The organism is candidate division WOR-3 bacterium (genome assembly GCA_026418155.1).
Taxonomy (GTDB): domain Bacteria; phylum Hydrothermota; class Tepidihabitantia; order Tepidihabitantales; family CAIPLT01; genus JAOABV01.
This window is the reverse complement of the sequence record JAOABV010000033.1, coordinates 1-18,163: the sequence shown is the minus strand read 5'-3', so window position 1 is coordinate 18,163 and position 18,163 is coordinate 1. Positions and strand designations below refer to the sequence as shown.

Below are 18,163 nucleotides of genomic sequence, written 5' to 3'. Positions count from 1 at the left end.
ATTTCGTGCCATTGAAGACATCCAAGCCGGTATAACTTATGTTAATGCTCCAACCATTGGTGCTGAATGCCACTTGCCTTTTGGTGGTGTTAAAGATACAGGTAATGGCCATCGTGAAGGTGGCTGGACAGTCTATGAAATATTCTCAGAATTAAAGACTGTGTATGTTGACTACTCGGGTAGTTTACAAAAAGCACAGATAGATACTTGGGAATAAAGAAAAATCATACATTAAAAATTAAATATCAAAATCAGAAATTAAATATTAAAAAAAATAACAAATATAATTCTTAATTTCTAATATGTATTTTTAATTTTTGGTTTTTCATTTTTGGTATTCTATGTTACGGCCCTTAAATCTTGCCCATAAGCCAACTCCGATTGAAGTATTAGACAGAATACTACCTAATACTAAAATCCATATCAAACGTGATGATTTGACTGGATTAGAAGCATCAGGAAATAAAATTCGGAAATTAGAATACCTTTTAGCCGATGCTTTGAATAAGAAATGCGATGTGATTATCACTTGCGGTGGAATCCAATCGAATCATTGTCGGGCAACAATGTTCTGCTGTGCAAAATTAGGATTAAAAGGTGTTGTGATTTTGAAAAGTAAGAAACAAGAAGTAAGAAGCAAAAATAATACTACATACGACGGTAATCTTTTGCTCGATTATCTTTTTGGTGCCGAGATTCATCTCTTATCTCCAAAAGAATACGATAAAAAAGAAGACTATGCCCATCAATTAATGGATGATTTCAAAAAGCAAGGTCTTAATCCATATTTTATTCCCACTGGTGGTTCAAATGGCATTGGTGCTTTGGGTTATCTTTATGCAATGGAAGAGATGGCAAGTTATATAAAATTACAAGGCATTGACTCCATCTTTTGTGCCGTCGGTTCTGGTGGCACTTATGCCGGCCTTTTAATGGGAAAATATATCTTTGGTCTGGAAACACCAATTTATGGCATTCTGGTTGATGAAACTATCGAATATTTCATCACGAAGGTCAAGAATATAATTAAAGAATCAGAACAGATTTTAGAGCGAAAATTCAATATTTCTGACTCAGACATTCAACTTATCAATAGTTATATTGGGCCAGGTTATGCAATCCCCTATCCTGAAGAGATTGCAATTATAAAACAAGTAGCCCGAAAAGGAATAATTTTAGACCCGGTTTATACTGGCAAAACATTTTATGGGATGCTTAAAGAAAAAGAACACATAGGATTTTGTAATCCTCTGTTTATCCATACCGGCGGTATCTTCTCCCTTTTTGCTTATAAGGAATATTTCTAACTCAAAAGCTCTGTTTATAATTATCGTGATAAAAAATAGTCCGCAATATATTCGTTTGTTTTCGAAAATAAGCATATCCTCGTTCTTAAGATATGTCGGAAAACTTAGAACCTTAAAACTTCTACAACAAAATATTTAATCTTACTATTTGACGAAAAACCAAAATAATGTAAAATATGTGTATGTCATTTATTAGAAACTTATCGCGCTTAATTCTGATACCAATGTTATTAGTTAATTTCTGTTCTCAATGTGATGCAAAGCAAACCCAACCAAGTCCAAGAGAAGCAATGTTTTATGAAAAGTTAACTGATGCCAAGGTGCAATGTAAAGTCTGTTTTCGCAATTGTATAATTTCCAAAGGAAAACGCGGAGTCTGTCGAAATCGAGAAAATCGGGATGGAAAACTATATAACATTGTCCACTCAAAGCCTTCTGCGGTGCACATTGACCCGATTGAAAAAGAACCCCAACTCCATATGTTGCCGGGCACAGATATTTTATGCCTTGGCACTGCAGGATGTAATTTTCGTTGTAAGTTTTGTCACAACTGGCATCTTTCCCAAAGGTCAATCGAAGATATGGATTGGATACATTTACCGCCAGAATCTGTCGTGGCATTAGCCCTAAAAAAGCAAATCAAAACTATCTCATTTACTTATAATGACCCGATTGCTTTTTATGAATATGTCTACGATATTGCCAAATTAGCCAAAGATAAAGGACTAAAAATTCTTTTTCACTCCAACGGCAGTCTTAATCCCGAACCTTTACGAGAATTATTAAAATATACTGATGCGGTAACTATTGACTTAAAAGGATTCACAGATAAGTTTTATACCGAAGCCTCAGAAGCAAAATTACAACCCGTCTTAAATACCCTAAAGATTATTAAAGAAATGAATGTTTGGCTGGAGATTGTCAATCTAATCATACCAACCTTAAATGACGACACCGCGACCATCAGAGCAATGTGCACTTGGATTCGGGACACATTAGGCAAAGAAACACCACTCCATTTTTCTCGTTTCTTTCCCAATTATAAATTAACTAACCTTGCTCCAACTCCAATTTCAACATTAGAACGCGCTCATAAAATTGCCAAAGAAGTTGGCTTAGACTATGTAACAATTGGTAATGTGCCCGGACATAAATACAACTCAACTTATTGTCCTAAATGTCATAAGCGCATAATCCATCGTTCCCATTTTGTCGTTTTAGAAAACAATGTCCACAATGGCAGATGTAAATTCTGCCAACATAAGATTCCAGGCATATGGGAATAAAAGTCCCCAATAGGTTAATCGAATTGAAAATACCAAAATAAGTTCTTTTTTGAAATAACAATAAAGAGAAAGGTAAAATAACTTAGTTTATCAGGCGAACTACTTAAATTACTCTTATCGTCAAAAATCATTTTGAGCGCCGCGTCTGGCATACTCGATTACCCCACCTGCCATCGAAAAAGCCGTCCTCTCGGCAAGCCCATGGGCTGCCGACCGGTATGCCCCCCGGTATGCCCCCCTGCCCGCCTATCGGTCAATCTAACCTATTGTCTTATAGGCAATTAATCCAATTGCCGAGTGAATTATCTACCATAATGCCGATTAGATGACCTAATCACTAACCGATAAGGTCAGTCAGGCCGTTCAAAAGAGATGTTTGTTTGAAAAATGGGTATTTTCCAAGATTATGTATAGTGGCTATTTAATTTTGAATAGTTTTTTGACTAACTGGTCATTCTCTTATTAAATTTTAGTTTATGGTTGGGTAAAATTATCCTATTACTGCCTTAATTTTTATTTTACCCTCTTCTTGTGTCAGATATGCCATTGCGATTTGGGGGTCATGCTCAATGGAATAGAATTTATGACAAGTTATTTTCTAAATATTGTGTTAAAATTCTTAAAAGTTACTTCTAAAGCCTCAATAAATTCTAATCTTCCTAAAAGTGCAGGTATATCATCCCGTTCTAAAAAGCCAACTGGAATTTTCTTTTGCCATTTACCCAATCTTATGGTGAGTGATTTATAAAGATAAACAGTTTCTGAACCACCAACACCGAGCGTTGTTTTTGGCACACAATCAATCAGGTCAATGCCAAGTATTTCAGCATATCTTTTTGGTAAGAGAGTGTAATCCGCACCACTATCAACTATCATTTCAATTGGTAGCCATTCATCATTTTTGCCTTTGATTAACACGGTTGCATAAGGTCGTCGGATTATGCCTAAATATTCTTTGCCAATTTTTCTGAATGGAAATTCTGCTATTTTCATATTACAAAATATAAGAAATATCGGTTCGCGGAACAAATGTAATTACCGGCATTTCGCCATATTTCTTTTTTAACTCTTTAATGTCTCGCCAAAATTCTTCTTTATTATCTTTTAATGGAATTACTCGATTCTGAATAACTAAAACATGTTTACCTGCGTATTTTTTTGCCGCCCGACTTTTACCTGATAATAACAAGGCTAAAGTTCTTTGAGTGGTAAATTTTACAGGCATAATTTTTCCCACATTGTGTAAATTTAATTCTGATTATTAAATGATAACCGAATTTTTAGAAAAATCAAGTAAATTGTTTACTCAATTACTGACTTGATTTTTATTTTACCCTCTTCTTGTGTTAGATAAGCCATTGCGATTTGGGGGTCATGCTCAAAAAAGGAAACCCAGTTTTCTTGCACGGCCTGGTTTAATAATCGTTCTTTTTGTTCCATTGTCTGTAAGGGAAATAAATCATAACTCATTAAATAGGGCAGGTTGATATGAGAAGATGTCGGTATTAAATCAGCCCAATAGATTAATGTCTGATTTTCTGATGTGACTTTGACAACCTGATGACCAAATGTATGAGCAGAAGTCTTAATGACTTCAATGCCTTCTATAATTTTAACATCACCGTCAACTAACTCCAGTAAGTTTGCTTCTTGGATGGGCTGAAAGTTTTCTTTAAGATAACTTGCCCGAGAGCGTCGGTCAGGATTATTGGCCGATTCCCATTCATCTTTTTGGATTATATATTTGGCATTCGGAAAAGTCGGCACAATTTTACCACTGGCATCGATTTTTGTATTGCCACCACAATGGTCAAAATGGAGATGGGTATCAATAACAATATTAATATCATTGGGACTAATGCCAATTTGGGCAAGCGATGTCTCTAAGTTGATTTCTCGATTAACTTGATAAATACCTATAAACTTTTGATTGTTTTTATTTCCAATACCCGTATCAATAAGAACTAATTCCCTACCTGTGTTTACCAAACAGGGCCTTAAGGCTAATAAGATGCGGTTATTTTCATCTGGTGGGTTAGTCTTTTCCCAAAGCACTCTGGGAATTACACCAAACATCGCACCACCATCAAGACGGAAAAAACCATCCAGAACCGGATGTATTTCAAATTTACCAAGTTTCATAATTTTGTATTGATTCTATGAGTGCTTTTGATAGAATAAAACACATATAACACTTTTCCATTGACACTAAACATTACATCACCATCGCTATGGAAAAATCCATCTAACACAGAATGTATTTCAAATTTACTAAGTTTCATACTTCTAAGAAGTTTTTGGTAGTAATGTGAATATTATGTATAGAAGGAAACTTACAATAATTCCAGGAATAAAGCCATGAATGCCAAAAGGATTTTTTAGAATTATCCAGACCAAAGCAATTATTGCTCCGCCCAGCATTGAAATTAAACCGGCAGTTTTAGAAAGTCTTTTGAGATATAAACTGAAAAAGAAGGGCCAAAGATTGGCACCAGCAATAACCGCCCAAGAGAATGCAGTTAAGACTAAAATCATTGCTGGTGGTTTTATTGCAATAATTAAAGACAGGATGCCAATTGTCATACTGGCAAGACGAGCATATCGTAAGTGAGTTTGGGAGTCTAATTTTTTATGTAAGCCGTCTTCGTAAAAATCTTTAACTAAAGATGAAACTGCGGTTAATAAGACTGCGGAAAAAGTTGACATTCCTGCTGCCATGACACCGGTTAAAAATATTGCTTGACTAATTGGCGAGAGCACAGATTTAACTAAATTAGGAATCGCTAAATCCGGGCTACTTAAATTAGGAAATAAAATTCTACTTGCAGCACCATTGAAATAGGGTAATAAAGCAATGCTGGCGGAAAGTGTTGCCAAAATCGTGCCAATTCTTAAGACTTTAATATCTCGGATGGAATAGAACCTTGCTACCAGTTGGGGCATTCCCCATACTCCAAAACTGACAATCATACAATAGGAAACAAGCCCTGACCATCCCCAAACTCCTGGGGTATCAACAAGATTTTGATTGATTGCACTGAGTCGGCTAAATATAGTAGCAACACTGCCAACTTTATTCAAAGTAAAAAAGGTTAAGAGCAAAAGACCAATTATCATTAGCCAGGCTTGGAAAAATCCGGTCCAGACTACGGCTAAATAACCACCTAAACTAACATAAATTATAATTATCAGCCCTGAAATCAATAGACCTTGGAGATAACTGACATTCATTAAAACCTGTGAGATATTAGCCATTGCCTTTAGGATGCTAACATTATAGACGATTAAGAATAGGGCAATGATTAATGCTGAGATGATTTGCAGTGTTGTTGAGCCATAACGCTTACCCAAAAATTCGGGTAAAGTTACGGCGTTATACTGGTGAGTTAATTCACGGGTTCGCTTACCTAAAATTATCCAAGCCAAGGTTGTGCCTAATAAAACATTTATTGCCGCAACCCATAATGTTGCCATGCCGTATTTATAACCAAATCCACCGCCACCAATAATTACCACTGAACTATAATATGCGGCAACAAACGAGAAACTGCTTACCCAAGCACCGATGCGCCTTCCACCTAAATAAAAATCTTCTTGAGTCTGTGTTGCCTTACGACTTAAAAGACCAATAACAAATAAGATTAAAAGATATAGAAATAAAACAATTGCCAGTATTAAGCCAAAAGACATTTAGTGCTCAGAAAACAATAAGACTGATTTTTTGACATTAGTTCTCTTTTGATTTTTGTCGTTTATCTTGGAGATAGCCAATAAGTGCCCAGATAATTGCAATTAGAATACTGATAATAATGACGATAAATGCTAAAAAAGTTTTAATAGGACAAACACAAATATTCATACACTATGATATAATGGCATTACCGACTAAATTTTGAACCGACAATCTTCTAATTGAGCAGAGACAAATATTCATACACTATCACTATAATGACTTTGGCAACGAATTTTGAATAACAATCTTCTAATAGGGCAAATACAAATATTCATCCAATATAATATAATGACATTAGCGGCCGATATTTGTCCTGAAAAAGTTATAATTGTCTGAATACCAACATTCATCGCAGTCAGTCTATCCAGAAAAGTCGTTTTGTCAATATTAGGTTTGAGCATTATTTATTTTTAACCTATCAAGTCTAAATTTACTCCCAATATTATACACTACTTTTAAGAAGACTCTAAAAATCACGAAAGAACTGAAAAATCCAAACTACAAATGGACCATAAGAGTAATGCATAAAAGAATAATTAGACGAATCAAAGTTATTCAAAGCATTCGTGATTGAACTATTAATGTCATTCTGCACCAATATAAAATAATTTTAGTGCCAACTACGAAGTGGTATTAGGTTTCTCTTAACTGAACCTTATCTCCTTCTTTGGATGGAATGCAAATCAGATAACCTTTACCTAAATTGAAATATTTTGTGTAAAACTTAAGTTCTTCTAATTCTTCTTGGATATCTTCATCTTTTCTATAAGAATAGACATTAGCCACCGAGTTATCTTCGAAAATAAATTGGAAATCATATTCATAAACCGGGTGGTGTTTATATAAAACTTCATATGTGCCGTAAGAAAAAGTAATACCATTTAATCTTAGTTCAATGCCAATAGCATTGGGAAATATATTTTTTCCGCTTTCGCTATAGATAAATTCAACACCAAAATAGTCATAAACCTTTTCTGCGGCGTCTTTTAGGATAACCGCCAAATTCTTTTTAGACTTTGACGGTTTTATTGGTAACCGTGCAAACTCCCGGTTAGGTTTTGTTACTTCTTCTAAAAGCACCTTATCTCCAAAACTTAAAACTGCGCCTTTATCAATGTTCAAAGAAACCATATAAACTTGGGCTTGCCTTCGATGTGATTCCACAATCTTTTTGTCCGCCTTCAACTCTAAGACCAATTCTTTTCCACCTTTGCCACACCACGAAGGATTAACAATCAAATCTGCCCTACCTTCACCAACCTTATAACCCTTATACAGCATTTCAAAATTTCTTTGTCGTTCATAGGGAATTTCTCTAATTCTTAACTCATGAGCCAATGCCTCTTCATAAACTTTTTCTGGATAACCGCCATCTAAAATCTCTAAAACTGTTTTAGCAGATTTTTCTACTTCTTTCAACCAATCCATTATGCCTCCTTAAAAATCTAATGCCGACGCGGCTTGCTGATTGGGATATCCCAAAATATCTGAGCCGCCTTCTCTACTTCTTGCCGATGATTCATTCTAACCGTAAAATAAAAACTCAAATGGTTTTAATAAAACTTTATCCATTATTGCGTACTTTGGTATTATATTAATTGCCAAGAAAGTGTCAATAAACTATTTGCGATATAATAAGGTTTTAATCTTGACAGAGATTTACTAAATAGATATAATATACATAATTGTAGATTATCTATGCTTAATAATTATATTACCCTTTATCAGCACCTGCGGTCGCGGCTTTATTTTTCTGTCACCGATATTGCGCACATCTTATCGATAAAGCCATCATCAGCCAATATGCTTGCTTCCCGATATACTAAAAAAGGATTATTTCTACGAGTTAAAAAAGATATGTATATATTTCCTGAGCGCTGGCATAATTTTAAGGAGTCGGAAATTTATCAGATTGCCAATCTGATTAAAGTGCCTTCATATATATCATTTATGACCGCGCTGACTTTTTATGAGATAACCACCCAATGCCAACAAAATCTTTGGGAAAGTGCTACCTTGGGAACAAGTCAACGAACTGCTATTAATTCGCACACCTTTACCTATTACAAACTTAAAAAACCTCTCTTCTTTGACTTTATCAAACATAACAATTTTTTTATCGCAACCAAAGAAAAAGCATTGGTTGATGCAATCTATCTCTATTCCTTAGGCAAATACCGATTAGACCTTAACTCGCTTGATATTAAAAAATTAGACAAATCTCATATCAAAAAGTTAATTACCTTTTATCCTGACAGAACCAAATCCGTTATTCGCACTTTATGCAAAATTTAATAAAGCAAGAGCAATTTGAAATTGAAGTTTTAGAACAACTTCATAAAAACCGAATTTTAGATAAACTTGTTTTTGGTGGTGGAACAATGTTACGCTTGTGTTATGGTCTGAATCGGTTTTCCGTTGACTTGGATTTCTGGCTTGTCAAAGACCTTAATACCAACCGACTATTTCAAACGCTCAAAACCGTTTTAGGAAAAATTTACACGCTAACTGATGCTCAAAACAAATATTACACAATACTCTTTGAACTAAAATCAAGCAAATATCCCCGGCGTCTAAAAATTGAAATCCGTAAAGAAAAAAAGTTCGTCAGAACCGAAAAAGCCATTGCTTATAGCTCCTATGCTAACACCCAAGTGCTCTTAACAGTTGTTGCTTTAGAGGAAATGATGAAGTCAAAAATTCAAGCATTCATTGAGCGTCGGGAAATCCGAGATGTTTTTGATATTGAATTTTTATATAAAAGAGGAATTGCGCTCCCCCAGGAAAAAGAAATTTTGCAGAAAATATTAGATGCCATTGAAGTTTTACCTCCCAAAGATTACACAGTAAAACTTGGTTCAATTATCAGTGCTGATTTAAGAAAATATTATACACAAGAAAATTTCAAAATCCTCAAATTAGCGATAAAAGAAAGATTGGGTCAATAAAATTACTTTCTTAACCACCTTAGGCCTAAAGCCACTGAACAACATTAACTACAAATCGCATATAATGTCTGGTGTATCAACATCTATAAGTATCAATAAAATTCTCAAAATATTTCTTAAATTTAGTCTTCAATAGTATTAGACATCTCTGAGTATTCTCCGTCTCTTTGGCCAGTTCCGTGGCACTTTTTCATCATTCTCATATTAAATTACTTGAAAAATTTGGACTGATTAATTATGTTAATAAATGAATCCACTGTCTTACTGAATTTATTGAGCAGCCATACAATCGATATATTTATAATTTTTTCTTCTCTAGTAAGTTCGGCAATAAGAAACTTTTTGATTTTATTTATTAAATTTTTATGTGTTGATTTATTTTGATTTTTTCATCCTAAGAGTTTCAATCTCAAAGATAATATTTTGAGATATTGGGTGAAAGTAAATATTTCTTTTAACTTTTCCCTATCCAGATGTATCTACTTTCTACTTTTATATTTACTTTTAGGTAAATTTGGGGGTCGCTCATAATATGTCATTGGTAGTATTTATCCTATAAAACCGATTGCTTTATAAGATTCTCTTTTGGTTGCCAGTTCTTTTTCCGCAAATTTTATAAGGACATCCATTGTAATTTTTTCTGCACTTAAGAAACTGCATTCGCGCACGGCGTTGATTATAGCATTTTTAATCTCGCCACCGGTCAATTCAAATCTGCTCCCAAGTTCTGAAAAGTCAACATCATCTCCCAGTGGAGCATTAGTTGGTATTAAAGCACGCCAAATTTTTGCTCGTTGCTCTGGTTTCGGCATTTCAAATTTAATCTTAAATAAGATGCGGCGCTCAAATGCTGAATCCATTACAAATTCGCGATTAGTTGTTAAAATAACCAGACCGTCAAATCGCTCTATTTCCTGCATTAAGATATTTGTCATATAGTTATAAGTTCTATCAATCGAATGTCCCTCAATCAATCTTTGGCCAAAAAGTGAATCGGCTTCATCAAATACTAAAATACAATCATTCTTTTGGGCTTCTTCAAATATTTTGACGACATTCTTTTCGGCATTACCAAACCATTTATCCAAAATTTGCGCATAATTCGCAATACCGATTTTTTTGCCCAATCTTTGAGCAATTGCTTCTGAAGTTGCGGTCTTGCCTGTACCGGGTGGTCCGTAAAATAACATTGTGATGCCTTTGCCGTATTTTATTGTCTGGTCAAATCCCCATTCCGTTAACAGTTTATTACCTTTTCCTATCTGAAAGATTACCTGTTCAATATCATTTTTCTGCTCGTCATTAAGCACTATCTGGTCAAAATTAATAATTGGCTCTCGGACTAAAAGAATCGATTCTTTGGGGTCGCGTCTCTTTCCGTTATAACTGCGCTCAGAAATATCTTCATCATTTCCTTCGGTAAATAGAAGATTCTCATCACCCGTTATTCCAAGTAGTGCTTTACGAGTTAAGCAAAAGTCTAAATCAATTATCATTCGGTGTGAATTCCGCGGGTAATAATGTCGCTCAGGGTAATAGGTGATTAGGTCTTTCTTAATCAAATTTTGAAACAAAACGCATTTATCAACAAATTCACTCGGTTTATAACCTAATAAACCCAATAGTTCTTTTCCACTGATACCATCTTCTCGATTCTTGAGATTCGCATTAAAGAAAATAATCATAATAATATATTTCTCGTCTTTAGATAATCCGTATTCCTGGGCTAATCCGTCAAACGGAACCTCGTATAATAAATCATTGGCATTGCGGACTATCTTCTTAAGCACCCTTTCTACATTTAGAAATTTATTGTTAACTGTTGCCATTTCGGCTTTAATCTCATTTAGATTACCATGCCGAAAATATCTTACCCCATATGTTGCTTCTTCTAAATCTTTTGCCAGTTCTTTGCGGACCTCCATCAGCCGAATAAGTGTTCGACAATGTTCAAGATATCTGGTCTTTATATTTTGTTTAATCATTTTACCTCCTAAAAACAAATAGGCCGCACCTGCGACCTAATTAAGATTAACTTTGTCAGACCTTCTGACAAAGACTGACAGAAGTCTCGAACTTCTGCTTTAATAATAATATAACAAAATATTGAATTCTGGTCAAGCATAACTTTTTTACCGCGATAAATCGTCTATATCATAACTAAAGACACAAAGTACACAACTGAAACTATATAGTACAAATAAACTCGAAAATCTAAGATATTTTAGAAAAGATTTATACCTTAAAAACTAAAGATACTGAATTTTTCCTGTTCTTCTGATTTTCCCGAGTTTTATCTGTGTTTTTAAGTCTCGCTATCCCTTTTTATAGTCTATTTATATCATAAATACTAAGTTTATTTTTAGTGTCTTATTTTAGTATCTTATTTATTTTAGTATCTTAATTATATATTTAGAAAATTATAATAATCTTATATAATCATATATTTAGAAAATTATAATAAATAGTTAAAACTTTTGTTACAGAAGTTTGACTATTTTTTTACCAGTTTAAATAAATCCCAATTAGTTTTTGCCTTTTCCAATAGGGCAATGGCTTTTTTCACATGTTCGTCATATTTTAATCGCACTTCATAATCGCCTTGGGTTCCTAATAGTTTGGTTTTTATCTCTCGTTCAAGTTCTTGACTGATATAAGTTTTTACTGAGTCGAATTGGCTATCAGTGAATTCAATCTTCTTCTCTTTTGCGGTTGTTTTAAGTTCATTTAGCATTTCATCCGTAACCGTAAAGTCAGGTCTAATTTCTTTATGTCTTGCTAAATATTTTACAGCGAAATCAAAGATTATGCCTTGGCTGATGAGTTTAGACTCCAGTTCGCTGTATCTCCGGTAAGCGATATATAAATCTGGAGCAATGGCTCCTTCGCCATATACTTCCCAATGGCCTTTGCCTTTGGTAAAGTATTTCTGTTTAGTTTTTACTGAGGTATCTTCAATAACTGCTTTGGAAGTTTTAACTGGTTTGTTAATACATCTACCTGATGGTGTATACCAATAAGCAGTAGTTAATTTTACAGCACTGTTTTCGTCAATGGGGTGAATTGTCTGAACTGAACCTTTACCAAATGTTGTGTCACCAACTATTAGTCCGCGTTCCCAGTCTTGAATCGCACCAGCAACAATTTCTGATGCTGAAGCTGAACCTCGGTCAACTAAGACGACCAAAGGAAAATCGCCATATTTATCTTGTTCTACAGCAACAAATTCTCTTTTTGTTTCAGGTTTGCGTCCTTTGACAATAACGATTGTCTTACCTGGCGGTAAAAATAAATCAGAGACTTCAAATCCTTCTTGAAGCAGTCCACCGGAATTTGACCGTAAATCAAAGATAAGTTTAGTAACTCGTTCTTTATTAAACAATGAATCGAGGGCATTTTCTAATTCGGTGCGGGCAATTTTCGAAAAATCCGCCAGCCGAACATAACCAATATCTGAAGTTAATTTACCAGCATAAGGCACAGATTTGATTTTAATGATTTCTCGAACAATGGTAAAATCTAAAAGTTCTGTAACTCCTTCGCGTTTAATTGAGATATTAACTTTTGTCCCGGGAGTTCCGCGAAGTTGTTTGATAGCATCTTGAACTGTATAACCTTCGGTCGATTTGCCTTCAATCTTAACAATCTTATCACCGGCTTGGAGTCCTAATCGGTAAGCCGGGGTGCCTTCAATTGGTGAAATTACGGTTAAAATATTATCGCGCATTCCGATTTGGATACCAATACCGCCGAATTCACCTTCAGTCTTTACTTTTAATTCTTTATACTCATCAACATCTAAAAAATTGGAATAGGGGTCTAAAGCGTTAAGCATTCCTTCAATTGATGATTTGATAAGTTCGTCCGAATTGACTTCTTTAACATAATCATTGATAACCAAATTTAAGATATAACTAAATCTTTGTAGTGCCAGATGGATATTAGCAGTTCTTTGCGCCCAAAGTTTGGCTACGACAATTCCGCTGATAATTATAACTACAGTAATAACACCAATGATGGTAAGTTTTAACTTGGAATTATTTGTTTTCATATTGATACCTCATTTAATTTAATATAAGAATTTTTTATTTTCATCTCTATTTTTGATATTTTGGCAGTTAAAAAATTAGTCATTTTTTCTAAATTTTATTATATTATAACTCATTTAATTAAGAATATCAACTCTTTTTTAGTAAACACTTATCTTTTGCTTAATTAAGAATCAAAAGCACTTCTTATTATATTTTTTATATTTTATATTATATTTTATATTTTATATTATAATTTTTTATGTTTATTATATTTTATTTATACTATAATACTTTACACCATGCGTGGTTAAAAATTATAATGCTTTTTAGGATAATACCTTTTATACTACGCTTAGTTAAAAATGATAACACTTTTTCTCCAATATAAACTACGGTGTATTAAAAATGATAGTGCTTTTTCTGTAACAAAACCTTTATACACCGCTTAGTTAAAAATAATAGGACTTTTTGTGTAATAATATCTTTATGCTACGCTTTATTAAATATGATGCACTTTCATTATAATATCTTAATACCGCGCTTAGTTAAAAATGAAAGCACTTTTTCTTTAATTTCTTGATGTAATTCTGTTTCCGGTTTGATACCGGAAAACACCCAGATTTTTTTGGGTGCCTTTTTGGCTAACTTCAAATAGGCATTGCGGATTTTCTCATGAAATTCAATCTTCTCTTGTTCCAGTCGGTCTAAATTTCTTTTGCCCATTCGTTCTAAGCCAACATTTACGGGGACATCGACTAAAATCGTCAAATCTGGTTTAAGATTCGCGGTCGCAAATTTGTTAAATCGGGAAACAAGTTTAAATGTAAGTTCCCTGGCACCACCTTGATATGCCATTGATGAGAGTGCATATCGGTCAGTGATAATAATTGTGCCTTTTTGTAGTTCAGGCAAAATTTTCTCATAAGTATGTTGGGCACGACTTGCCAAATAAAGCAAAAGTTCGGTTTTCGGATGCATATCCTTATGCTTTACATCTAAAAGAATCTCTCGAATTCTCTCTCCGATTTCAGTTCCACCAGGCTCGCGCGTAAAAATACAAGGTAAAGACTTTTCTTTAAGAAATGAATATAAGAGATTTGCTTGAGTAGTTTTACCTGAACCTTCAATGCCTTCAAAGGCAATCAACACACCACGCATTAACTAATCGTAATTGGCTAAAAAGCAGGATAAAGAGATTTTAATTTTAATCTGACCTCTGTTTTCTTACATTTTTCATCTTGCTTTTGACTTTGTGCCATTCTTTCTAACAAATTGCTCGCACTCTTCGTAGATATAATAATCCTTTTAATGTAGAATTTCCATAAAGCCTATGGATTTTACAAAGCACTTGTTATTTTCTTTTAACTTTGATTTTTTACCATAATTTCTTAATAAACTGTTCAGTCTTTTCCCGATAAATATAAAAAGAGATTTTGTGGAAATTCAGGTAAATTAAAAATAAACATATTCTTTACAGCCGTTCTAATATTCTGTCTCCATTGAATTTGGCGATATTTTCATAGAATTTATTGGTTTTTCAAAGAACTTATTGTTTTCTTTTAGCCTTTGACTTTTTTCCATACTTTTTAATAAATTGCTCAGTTTTTTCACGGCAGATATAATCAGGCCATTGGACTGGTGGGGTCTTCATAAAATAACTTGAGGGTTCAACAATTGCCCCTGATAATTTATTATCTAACGCCAGTTTAGCACAACGAATTGCATCAATTACTACACCGGCTGAATTAGGTGAATCCCAGACTTCTAATTTCAATTCTAAATTCAACGGCACATCGCCAAAAGTTTGACCTTCCATTCTGATATGTGCCCATTTCCTATCCAAAAGCCAAGCAACATAGTCTGAAGGGCCAATATAAACATTATCTTTGCCAATATCATATTTCAAAAGTGAAGTCACAGCACCAGTTTTGGATATCTTCTTTGATTCTAATCGTGAACGTTCCAGCATATTCAAGAAATCAGTATTGCCACCAACATTTAACTGGGAAGTTCTTAATAACTTTACTCCTCGTTCTTGGAATAATGTGACAAGCACTCGATGCAGAATTGTTGCTCCGACTTGCGATTTAATATCATCACCAATAACTGGTAATCCCCGTTGCTTAAAACGATTACTCCAATATTTTTGTGAAGCGATAAATACCGGAATACAATTGACCATTGCACAACCCGCATCTAAGATTTGTTCAGTATACCATTTAGTTGCTTCTTCTGCACCGACTGGTAAGAAATTTACGACCACATCAGTTTTCGTCTCTTTTAAGATGCGCACAATATCATCTGTCGGACCAGGTGCTTTTTCAATAATTTGAGAAAGGTAATACCCCAATCCGTCATGAGTCATACCGCGATAGACTTTAACATTCAGTTTTGGCACTTCACAAAACTTATAAGTATTATTGGGATAAGTATAGATTGCTTCGGCTAAATCTTTTCCGACTTTTCGTTTATCAATATCAATACCGCAAGTAAATTCAATATCACCAATATGATAACCGCCAAGCACGGTATGCATTATGCCTGGAATAAATGTGCCTTCTTTAGCATTACGATAATAATAGACACCCTGCACTAAACTTGACGCACAATTACCAACACCAATAATTGCAACTCTAACTTTTGCCATTTTTCCCTCCTAAAAAGAGAAAACAATGTTAGTATTTTTGATTTCAGTCTTTAATTGCATAATCCAATCATTTCATACTTTCTTGTTCGACAAACAGAGCACATAAAGTTTTATTAAGTTCTATTATTATCCATCAATAAATTCAATTGTCAAGATTAATCTATCATATGAAGATACACCTTTTATTTTTAACATATCAAGCCTAAATTTACACAAAATATTATACACTACCTCATAACATATCAAGTCTAAACTTATCTCCAATATTATATTCTACCTTTATTAAAGAAAAACGAAATTACCCAAAATTCTTGTTCCTGTTCTCTGCTTATTAAACTTGACATTACAATTTTCGTCAATATAATCAGACTATGGCGCAGACGGTCTTAAATTCGAATAATAAAAATCCGAAGCAGTCGAAATTTTTGCGTGCGGTCTTACATTTCATTTTATCCTGGTTACCTGTAATCATTATTGTTTTGCTATTACGAGCATTTGTGGTTGAAGCCTTTATGGTGCCGACCCCATCAATGGAAGAGACGATTATGACCGGTGATTTTTTGCTTGTTAATAAATTTATCTACGGTATAAAAATGCCTTTTACCAATAAAACATTAATTCCAATAACCAATCCCAAACCCGGTGATATTGTCGTGTTTCGTTATAGCCTTGACCCTTCAGAACCAGAACCAAAAGAGAATTATATTCGATTATTTCCCAAATTCTTACCCTTATTACCTTTATACTGGAACAGAACAACCAATTTCTTTACTTGGTATATGCCAAGAAATTTTGTTAAGCGTTGTGTTGCTGTTGCCGGTGATACTGTTGAAATCCGTAACAAAAGATTATATGTCAATGGCAAATTAAAAATCGAGCCTTATGTCCAGCATATTGACCGGCGAGTATTTCCACCACCAATGTCTGTGCCCGAAGATTATCAGACTCAATGGGAGCAAGGTAAATTTCTTACTAATCCTGAAGGATATTATTATCGCGACAACTTTGGTCCGATTGTAGTTCCCCAAGGCACAATCTTTGGTATGGGTGACAATCGTGACAACTCGTCTGACTCTCGATTTTTCGGACCGATTCCCTTAAAATATGTTAAAGGCAAACCAATGGTGATTTACTTTTCCTCTTCAGCAGCGCCTAATATTGCACGTATCATTTTAACTCCGCGTCGAATTCAGTGGCAACGGATTGGATTAGTTATTAAATAGTTAAATGAACGACGATGTTATTTAATTAGGAGCGGTATGGATTTTTGGGAAGTAATTCAACAACGAAAAAGCATCCGAAATTTTTCTTCACAGCCAGTTGAACCTGAGAAGATTCTTAAAGTCTTAGAATCAGCCCGATTAGCACCGTCTTGGCAGAACCGACAATGTTGGCGGTTTGTTGTCGTGCAGGATAAAGAGACTATCAAAAAAATTGCTCAATTTCGGCCTTTTCAGTATAATATCAACTTCTTTTTGAAAAACGCACCAGTAATTATTGTGGCTTGCGCTAATCCGAAAGACAGTGGCCATCGTCAAGGCATTGATTATTATCTGGTCGATGTTGCCATTGCTATGGAACATTTAATCTTAGCAGCAACGGATTTAGGATTAGCAACTTGCTGGATTGGCGCCTTTGATGAAGAAATGATTAAAAATTTACTCAATATTCCCAAAGAAGTTAGAATTGTGGCGTTAACACCATTAGGGTATCCTGCGGGACGGGATAATATTGTGGACAAAGTCAGTAAATTAGTTGCTCAAGGCAAAAAACGAAAGAGATTAGAAGATATTGCTTATTTTGAAAAGTGGCAATAATTAAATTATCATCCTTTCGTAAAAAAATTTATTAACTACAATAATAAAAACACTAATACTGTCACTTGATTATCAAGCATAACGGTAATTAATCAAGGTTAAAAGATGACTCCTTTTCAGATATTTTTTAACAAGTTTTTTGACAAATTAGAGAATTGAGTATAAATTAATAATAAAATATGACAAATGCTAATGAAAAACTAATATTAAAAAACCGCCCTTTCAAATATTTTTTAACAAGTTTCTTGACAAATTAGAGAATTGAGTATAAATTAATAATAAAATATGACAAATGCTAATGAAAACTAATATTAAATGACCATTCTTTCAGACTTATTTTTCCACAAATTTCTTGACAAATTAGCAAAATTGAGTATAATATTTATAATACAAT

The 18,163-nt window shown here is 34.0% G+C and carries 17 protein-coding genes; 7 read left to right on the top strand and 10 right to left on the bottom strand.

Features of this window, described 5'->3' with window-relative positions:
- The 3 genes from N2201_05000 to amrS all read left to right on the top strand — a co-directional run.
- A partial coding sequence (locus N2201_05000) for an aldehyde dehydrogenase family protein (GenBank protein ID MCX7785569.1) occupies positions 1 to 217 on the top strand: 217 nt, incomplete at its 5' end.
- A gap of 124 nt (positions 218 to 341) precedes the next feature.
- Entirely contained in the window at positions 342 to 1,307 is a 966-nt protein-coding gene (locus N2201_04995; protein MCX7785568.1) for a D-cysteine desulfhydrase family protein, read from the top strand.
- Between the two features lie 182 nt (positions 1,308 to 1,489).
- The gene (gene amrS / locus N2201_04990) at positions 1,490 to 2,593 is read left to right on the top strand and encodes an AmmeMemoRadiSam system radical SAM enzyme (GenBank protein ID MCX7785567.1); all 1,104 of its coding nucleotides are present in this window, start codon (positions 1,490 to 1,492) and stop codon (positions 2,591 to 2,593) included.
- 591 nt (positions 2,594 to 3,184) lie between these two features.
- Here the strand turns inward: amrS and N2201_04985 are convergent.
- From N2201_04985 to N2201_04960, 6 genes are all read right to left on the bottom strand, one after another.
- Entirely contained in the window at positions 3,185 to 3,586 is a 402-nt protein-coding gene (locus N2201_04985) for a retroviral-like aspartic protease family protein (GenBank protein ID MCX7785566.1), read from the bottom strand.
- A gap of 1 nt (position 3,587) precedes the next feature.
- Entirely contained in the window at positions 3,588 to 3,818 is a 231-nt protein-coding gene (locus N2201_04980; protein MCX7785565.1) for a DUF5678 domain-containing protein, read from the bottom strand.
- A gap of 77 nt (positions 3,819 to 3,895) precedes the next feature.
- A complete protein-coding gene (locus tag N2201_04975; GenBank protein MCX7785564.1) occupies positions 3,896 to 4,735 on the bottom strand; it encodes an MBL fold metallo-hydrolase in 840 nt (279 codons plus the stop codon).
- Positions 4,736 to 4,879: 144 nt separating this feature from the next.
- Complete coding sequence (locus N2201_04970; GenBank protein ID MCX7785563.1) at positions 4,880 to 6,283, bottom strand: hypothetical protein; 1,404 nt, start codon at positions 6,281 to 6,283, stop codon at positions 4,880 to 4,882.
- Between the two features lie 37 nt (positions 6,284 to 6,320).
- Complete coding sequence (locus tag N2201_04965; protein ID MCX7785562.1) at positions 6,321 to 6,452, bottom strand: hypothetical protein; 132 nt, start codon at positions 6,450 to 6,452, stop codon at positions 6,321 to 6,323.
- A gap of 507 nt (positions 6,453 to 6,959) precedes the next feature.
- On the bottom strand, positions 6,960 to 7,754 hold the full coding sequence (locus N2201_04960; GenBank protein MCX7785561.1) for a GxxExxY protein: 795 nt from the start codon (positions 7,752 to 7,754) through the stop codon (positions 6,960 to 6,962).
- 270 nt (positions 7,755 to 8,024) lie between these two features.
- On the opposite strand from N2201_04960, the gene N2201_04955 reads away from it, so the two are divergent.
- Both N2201_04955 and N2201_04950 read left to right on the top strand, forming a co-directional pair.
- Positions 8,025 to 8,621 carry a hypothetical protein gene (locus N2201_04955; protein ID MCX7785560.1) on the top strand — a complete coding sequence of 199 codons (597 nt, stop codon included), beginning with the start codon at positions 8,025 to 8,027 and terminating at the stop codon, positions 8,619 to 8,621.
- Positions 8,609 to 9,274, top strand: coding sequence for a nucleotidyl transferase AbiEii/AbiGii toxin family protein (locus N2201_04950; protein ID MCX7785559.1), 666 nt, complete (start codon positions 8,609 to 8,611; stop codon positions 9,272 to 9,274). The genes N2201_04955 and N2201_04950 overlap by 13 nt, the downstream gene beginning before the upstream one ends.
- 548 nt (positions 9,275 to 9,822) lie before the next feature.
- Here the strand turns inward: N2201_04950 and N2201_04945 are convergent.
- The 4 genes from N2201_04945 to N2201_04930 all read right to left on the bottom strand — a co-directional run bounded on the left by N2201_04945 (position 9,823) and on the right by N2201_04930 (position 15,952).
- Complete coding sequence (locus tag N2201_04945; GenBank protein MCX7785558.1) at positions 9,823 to 11,259, bottom strand: ATP-binding protein; 1,437 nt, start codon at positions 11,257 to 11,259, stop codon at positions 9,823 to 9,825.
- A gap of 509 nt (positions 11,260 to 11,768) precedes the next feature.
- Positions 11,769 to 13,325 carry a S41 family peptidase gene (locus tag N2201_04940; protein MCX7785557.1) on the bottom strand — a complete coding sequence of 519 codons (1,557 nt, stop codon included), beginning with the start codon at positions 13,323 to 13,325 and terminating at the stop codon, positions 11,769 to 11,771.
- 499 nt (positions 13,326 to 13,824) lie between these two features.
- Complete coding sequence (gene tmk / locus N2201_04935) at positions 13,825 to 14,463, bottom strand: dTMP kinase (protein MCX7785556.1); 639 nt, start codon at positions 14,461 to 14,463, stop codon at positions 13,825 to 13,827.
- 388 nt (positions 14,464 to 14,851) lie between these two features.
- Complete coding sequence (locus tag N2201_04930) at positions 14,852 to 15,952, bottom strand: inositol-3-phosphate synthase (GenBank protein ID MCX7785555.1); 1,101 nt, start codon at positions 15,950 to 15,952, stop codon at positions 14,852 to 14,854.
- Between the two features lie 371 nt (positions 15,953 to 16,323).
- Here N2201_04930 and lepB point away from each other — a divergent pair, with 371 nt between their 5' ends.
- Positions 16,324 to 17,175 carry a signal peptidase I gene (gene lepB / locus N2201_04925; protein ID MCX7785554.1) on the top strand — a complete coding sequence of 284 codons (852 nt, stop codon included), beginning with the start codon at positions 16,324 to 16,326 and terminating at the stop codon, positions 17,173 to 17,175.
- A gap of 36 nt (positions 17,176 to 17,211) precedes the next feature.
- Entirely contained in the window at positions 17,212 to 17,769 is a 558-nt protein-coding gene (locus N2201_04920) for a nitroreductase family protein (GenBank protein MCX7785553.1), read from the top strand.
- Positions 17,770 to 18,163: the final 394 nt, after the last annotated feature.

Coding starts and splice junctions, on each gene's coding strand:
- N2201_04995 (MCX7785568.1), top strand. CDS start 342: ATGTTACGGCCCTTAAATCTTGCCCATAAGCCAACTCCGATTGAAGTA.
- amrS (MCX7785567.1), top strand. CDS start 1,490: ATGTCATTTATTAGAAACTTATCGCGCTTAATTCTGATACCAATGTTA.
- N2201_04985 (MCX7785566.1), bottom strand. CDS start 3,586: ATGAAAATAGCAGAATTTCCATTCAGAAAAATTGGCAAAGAATATTTA.
- N2201_04980 (MCX7785565.1), bottom strand. CDS start 3,818: ATGCCTGTAAAATTTACCACTCAAAGAACTTTAGCCTTGTTATTATCA.
- N2201_04975 (MCX7785564.1), bottom strand. CDS start 4,735: ATGAAACTTGGTAAATTTGAAATACATCCGGTTCTGGATGGTTTTTTC.
- N2201_04970 (MCX7785563.1), bottom strand. CDS start 6,283: ATGTCTTTTGGCTTAATACTGGCAATTGTTTTATTTCTATATCTTTTA.
- N2201_04965 (MCX7785562.1), bottom strand. CDS start 6,452: ATGAATATTTGTGTTTGTCCTATTAAAACTTTTTTAGCATTTATCGTC.
- N2201_04960 (MCX7785561.1), bottom strand. CDS start 7,754: ATGGATTGGTTGAAAGAAGTAGAAAAATCTGCTAAAACAGTTTTAGAG.
- N2201_04955 (MCX7785560.1), top strand. CDS start 8,025: ATGCTTAATAATTATATTACCCTTTATCAGCACCTGCGGTCGCGGCTT.
- N2201_04950 (MCX7785559.1), top strand. CDS start 8,609: ATGCAAAATTTAATAAAGCAAGAGCAATTTGAAATTGAAGTTTTAGAA.
- N2201_04945 (MCX7785558.1), bottom strand. CDS start 11,259: ATGATTAAACAAAATATAAAGACCAGATATCTTGAACATTGTCGAACA.
- N2201_04940 (MCX7785557.1), bottom strand. CDS start 13,325: ATGAAAACAAATAATTCCAAGTTAAAACTTACCATCATTGGTGTTATT.
- tmk (MCX7785556.1), bottom strand. CDS start 14,463: ATGCGTGGTGTGTTGATTGCCTTTGAAGGCATTGAAGGTTCAGGTAAA.
- N2201_04930 (MCX7785555.1), bottom strand. CDS start 15,952: ATGGCAAAAGTTAGAGTTGCAATTATTGGTGTTGGTAATTGTGCGTCA.
- lepB (MCX7785554.1), top strand. CDS start 16,324: ATGGCGCAGACGGTCTTAAATTCGAATAATAAAAATCCGAAGCAGTCG.
- N2201_04920 (MCX7785553.1), top strand. CDS start 17,212: ATGGATTTTTGGGAAGTAATTCAACAACGAAAAAGCATCCGAAATTTT.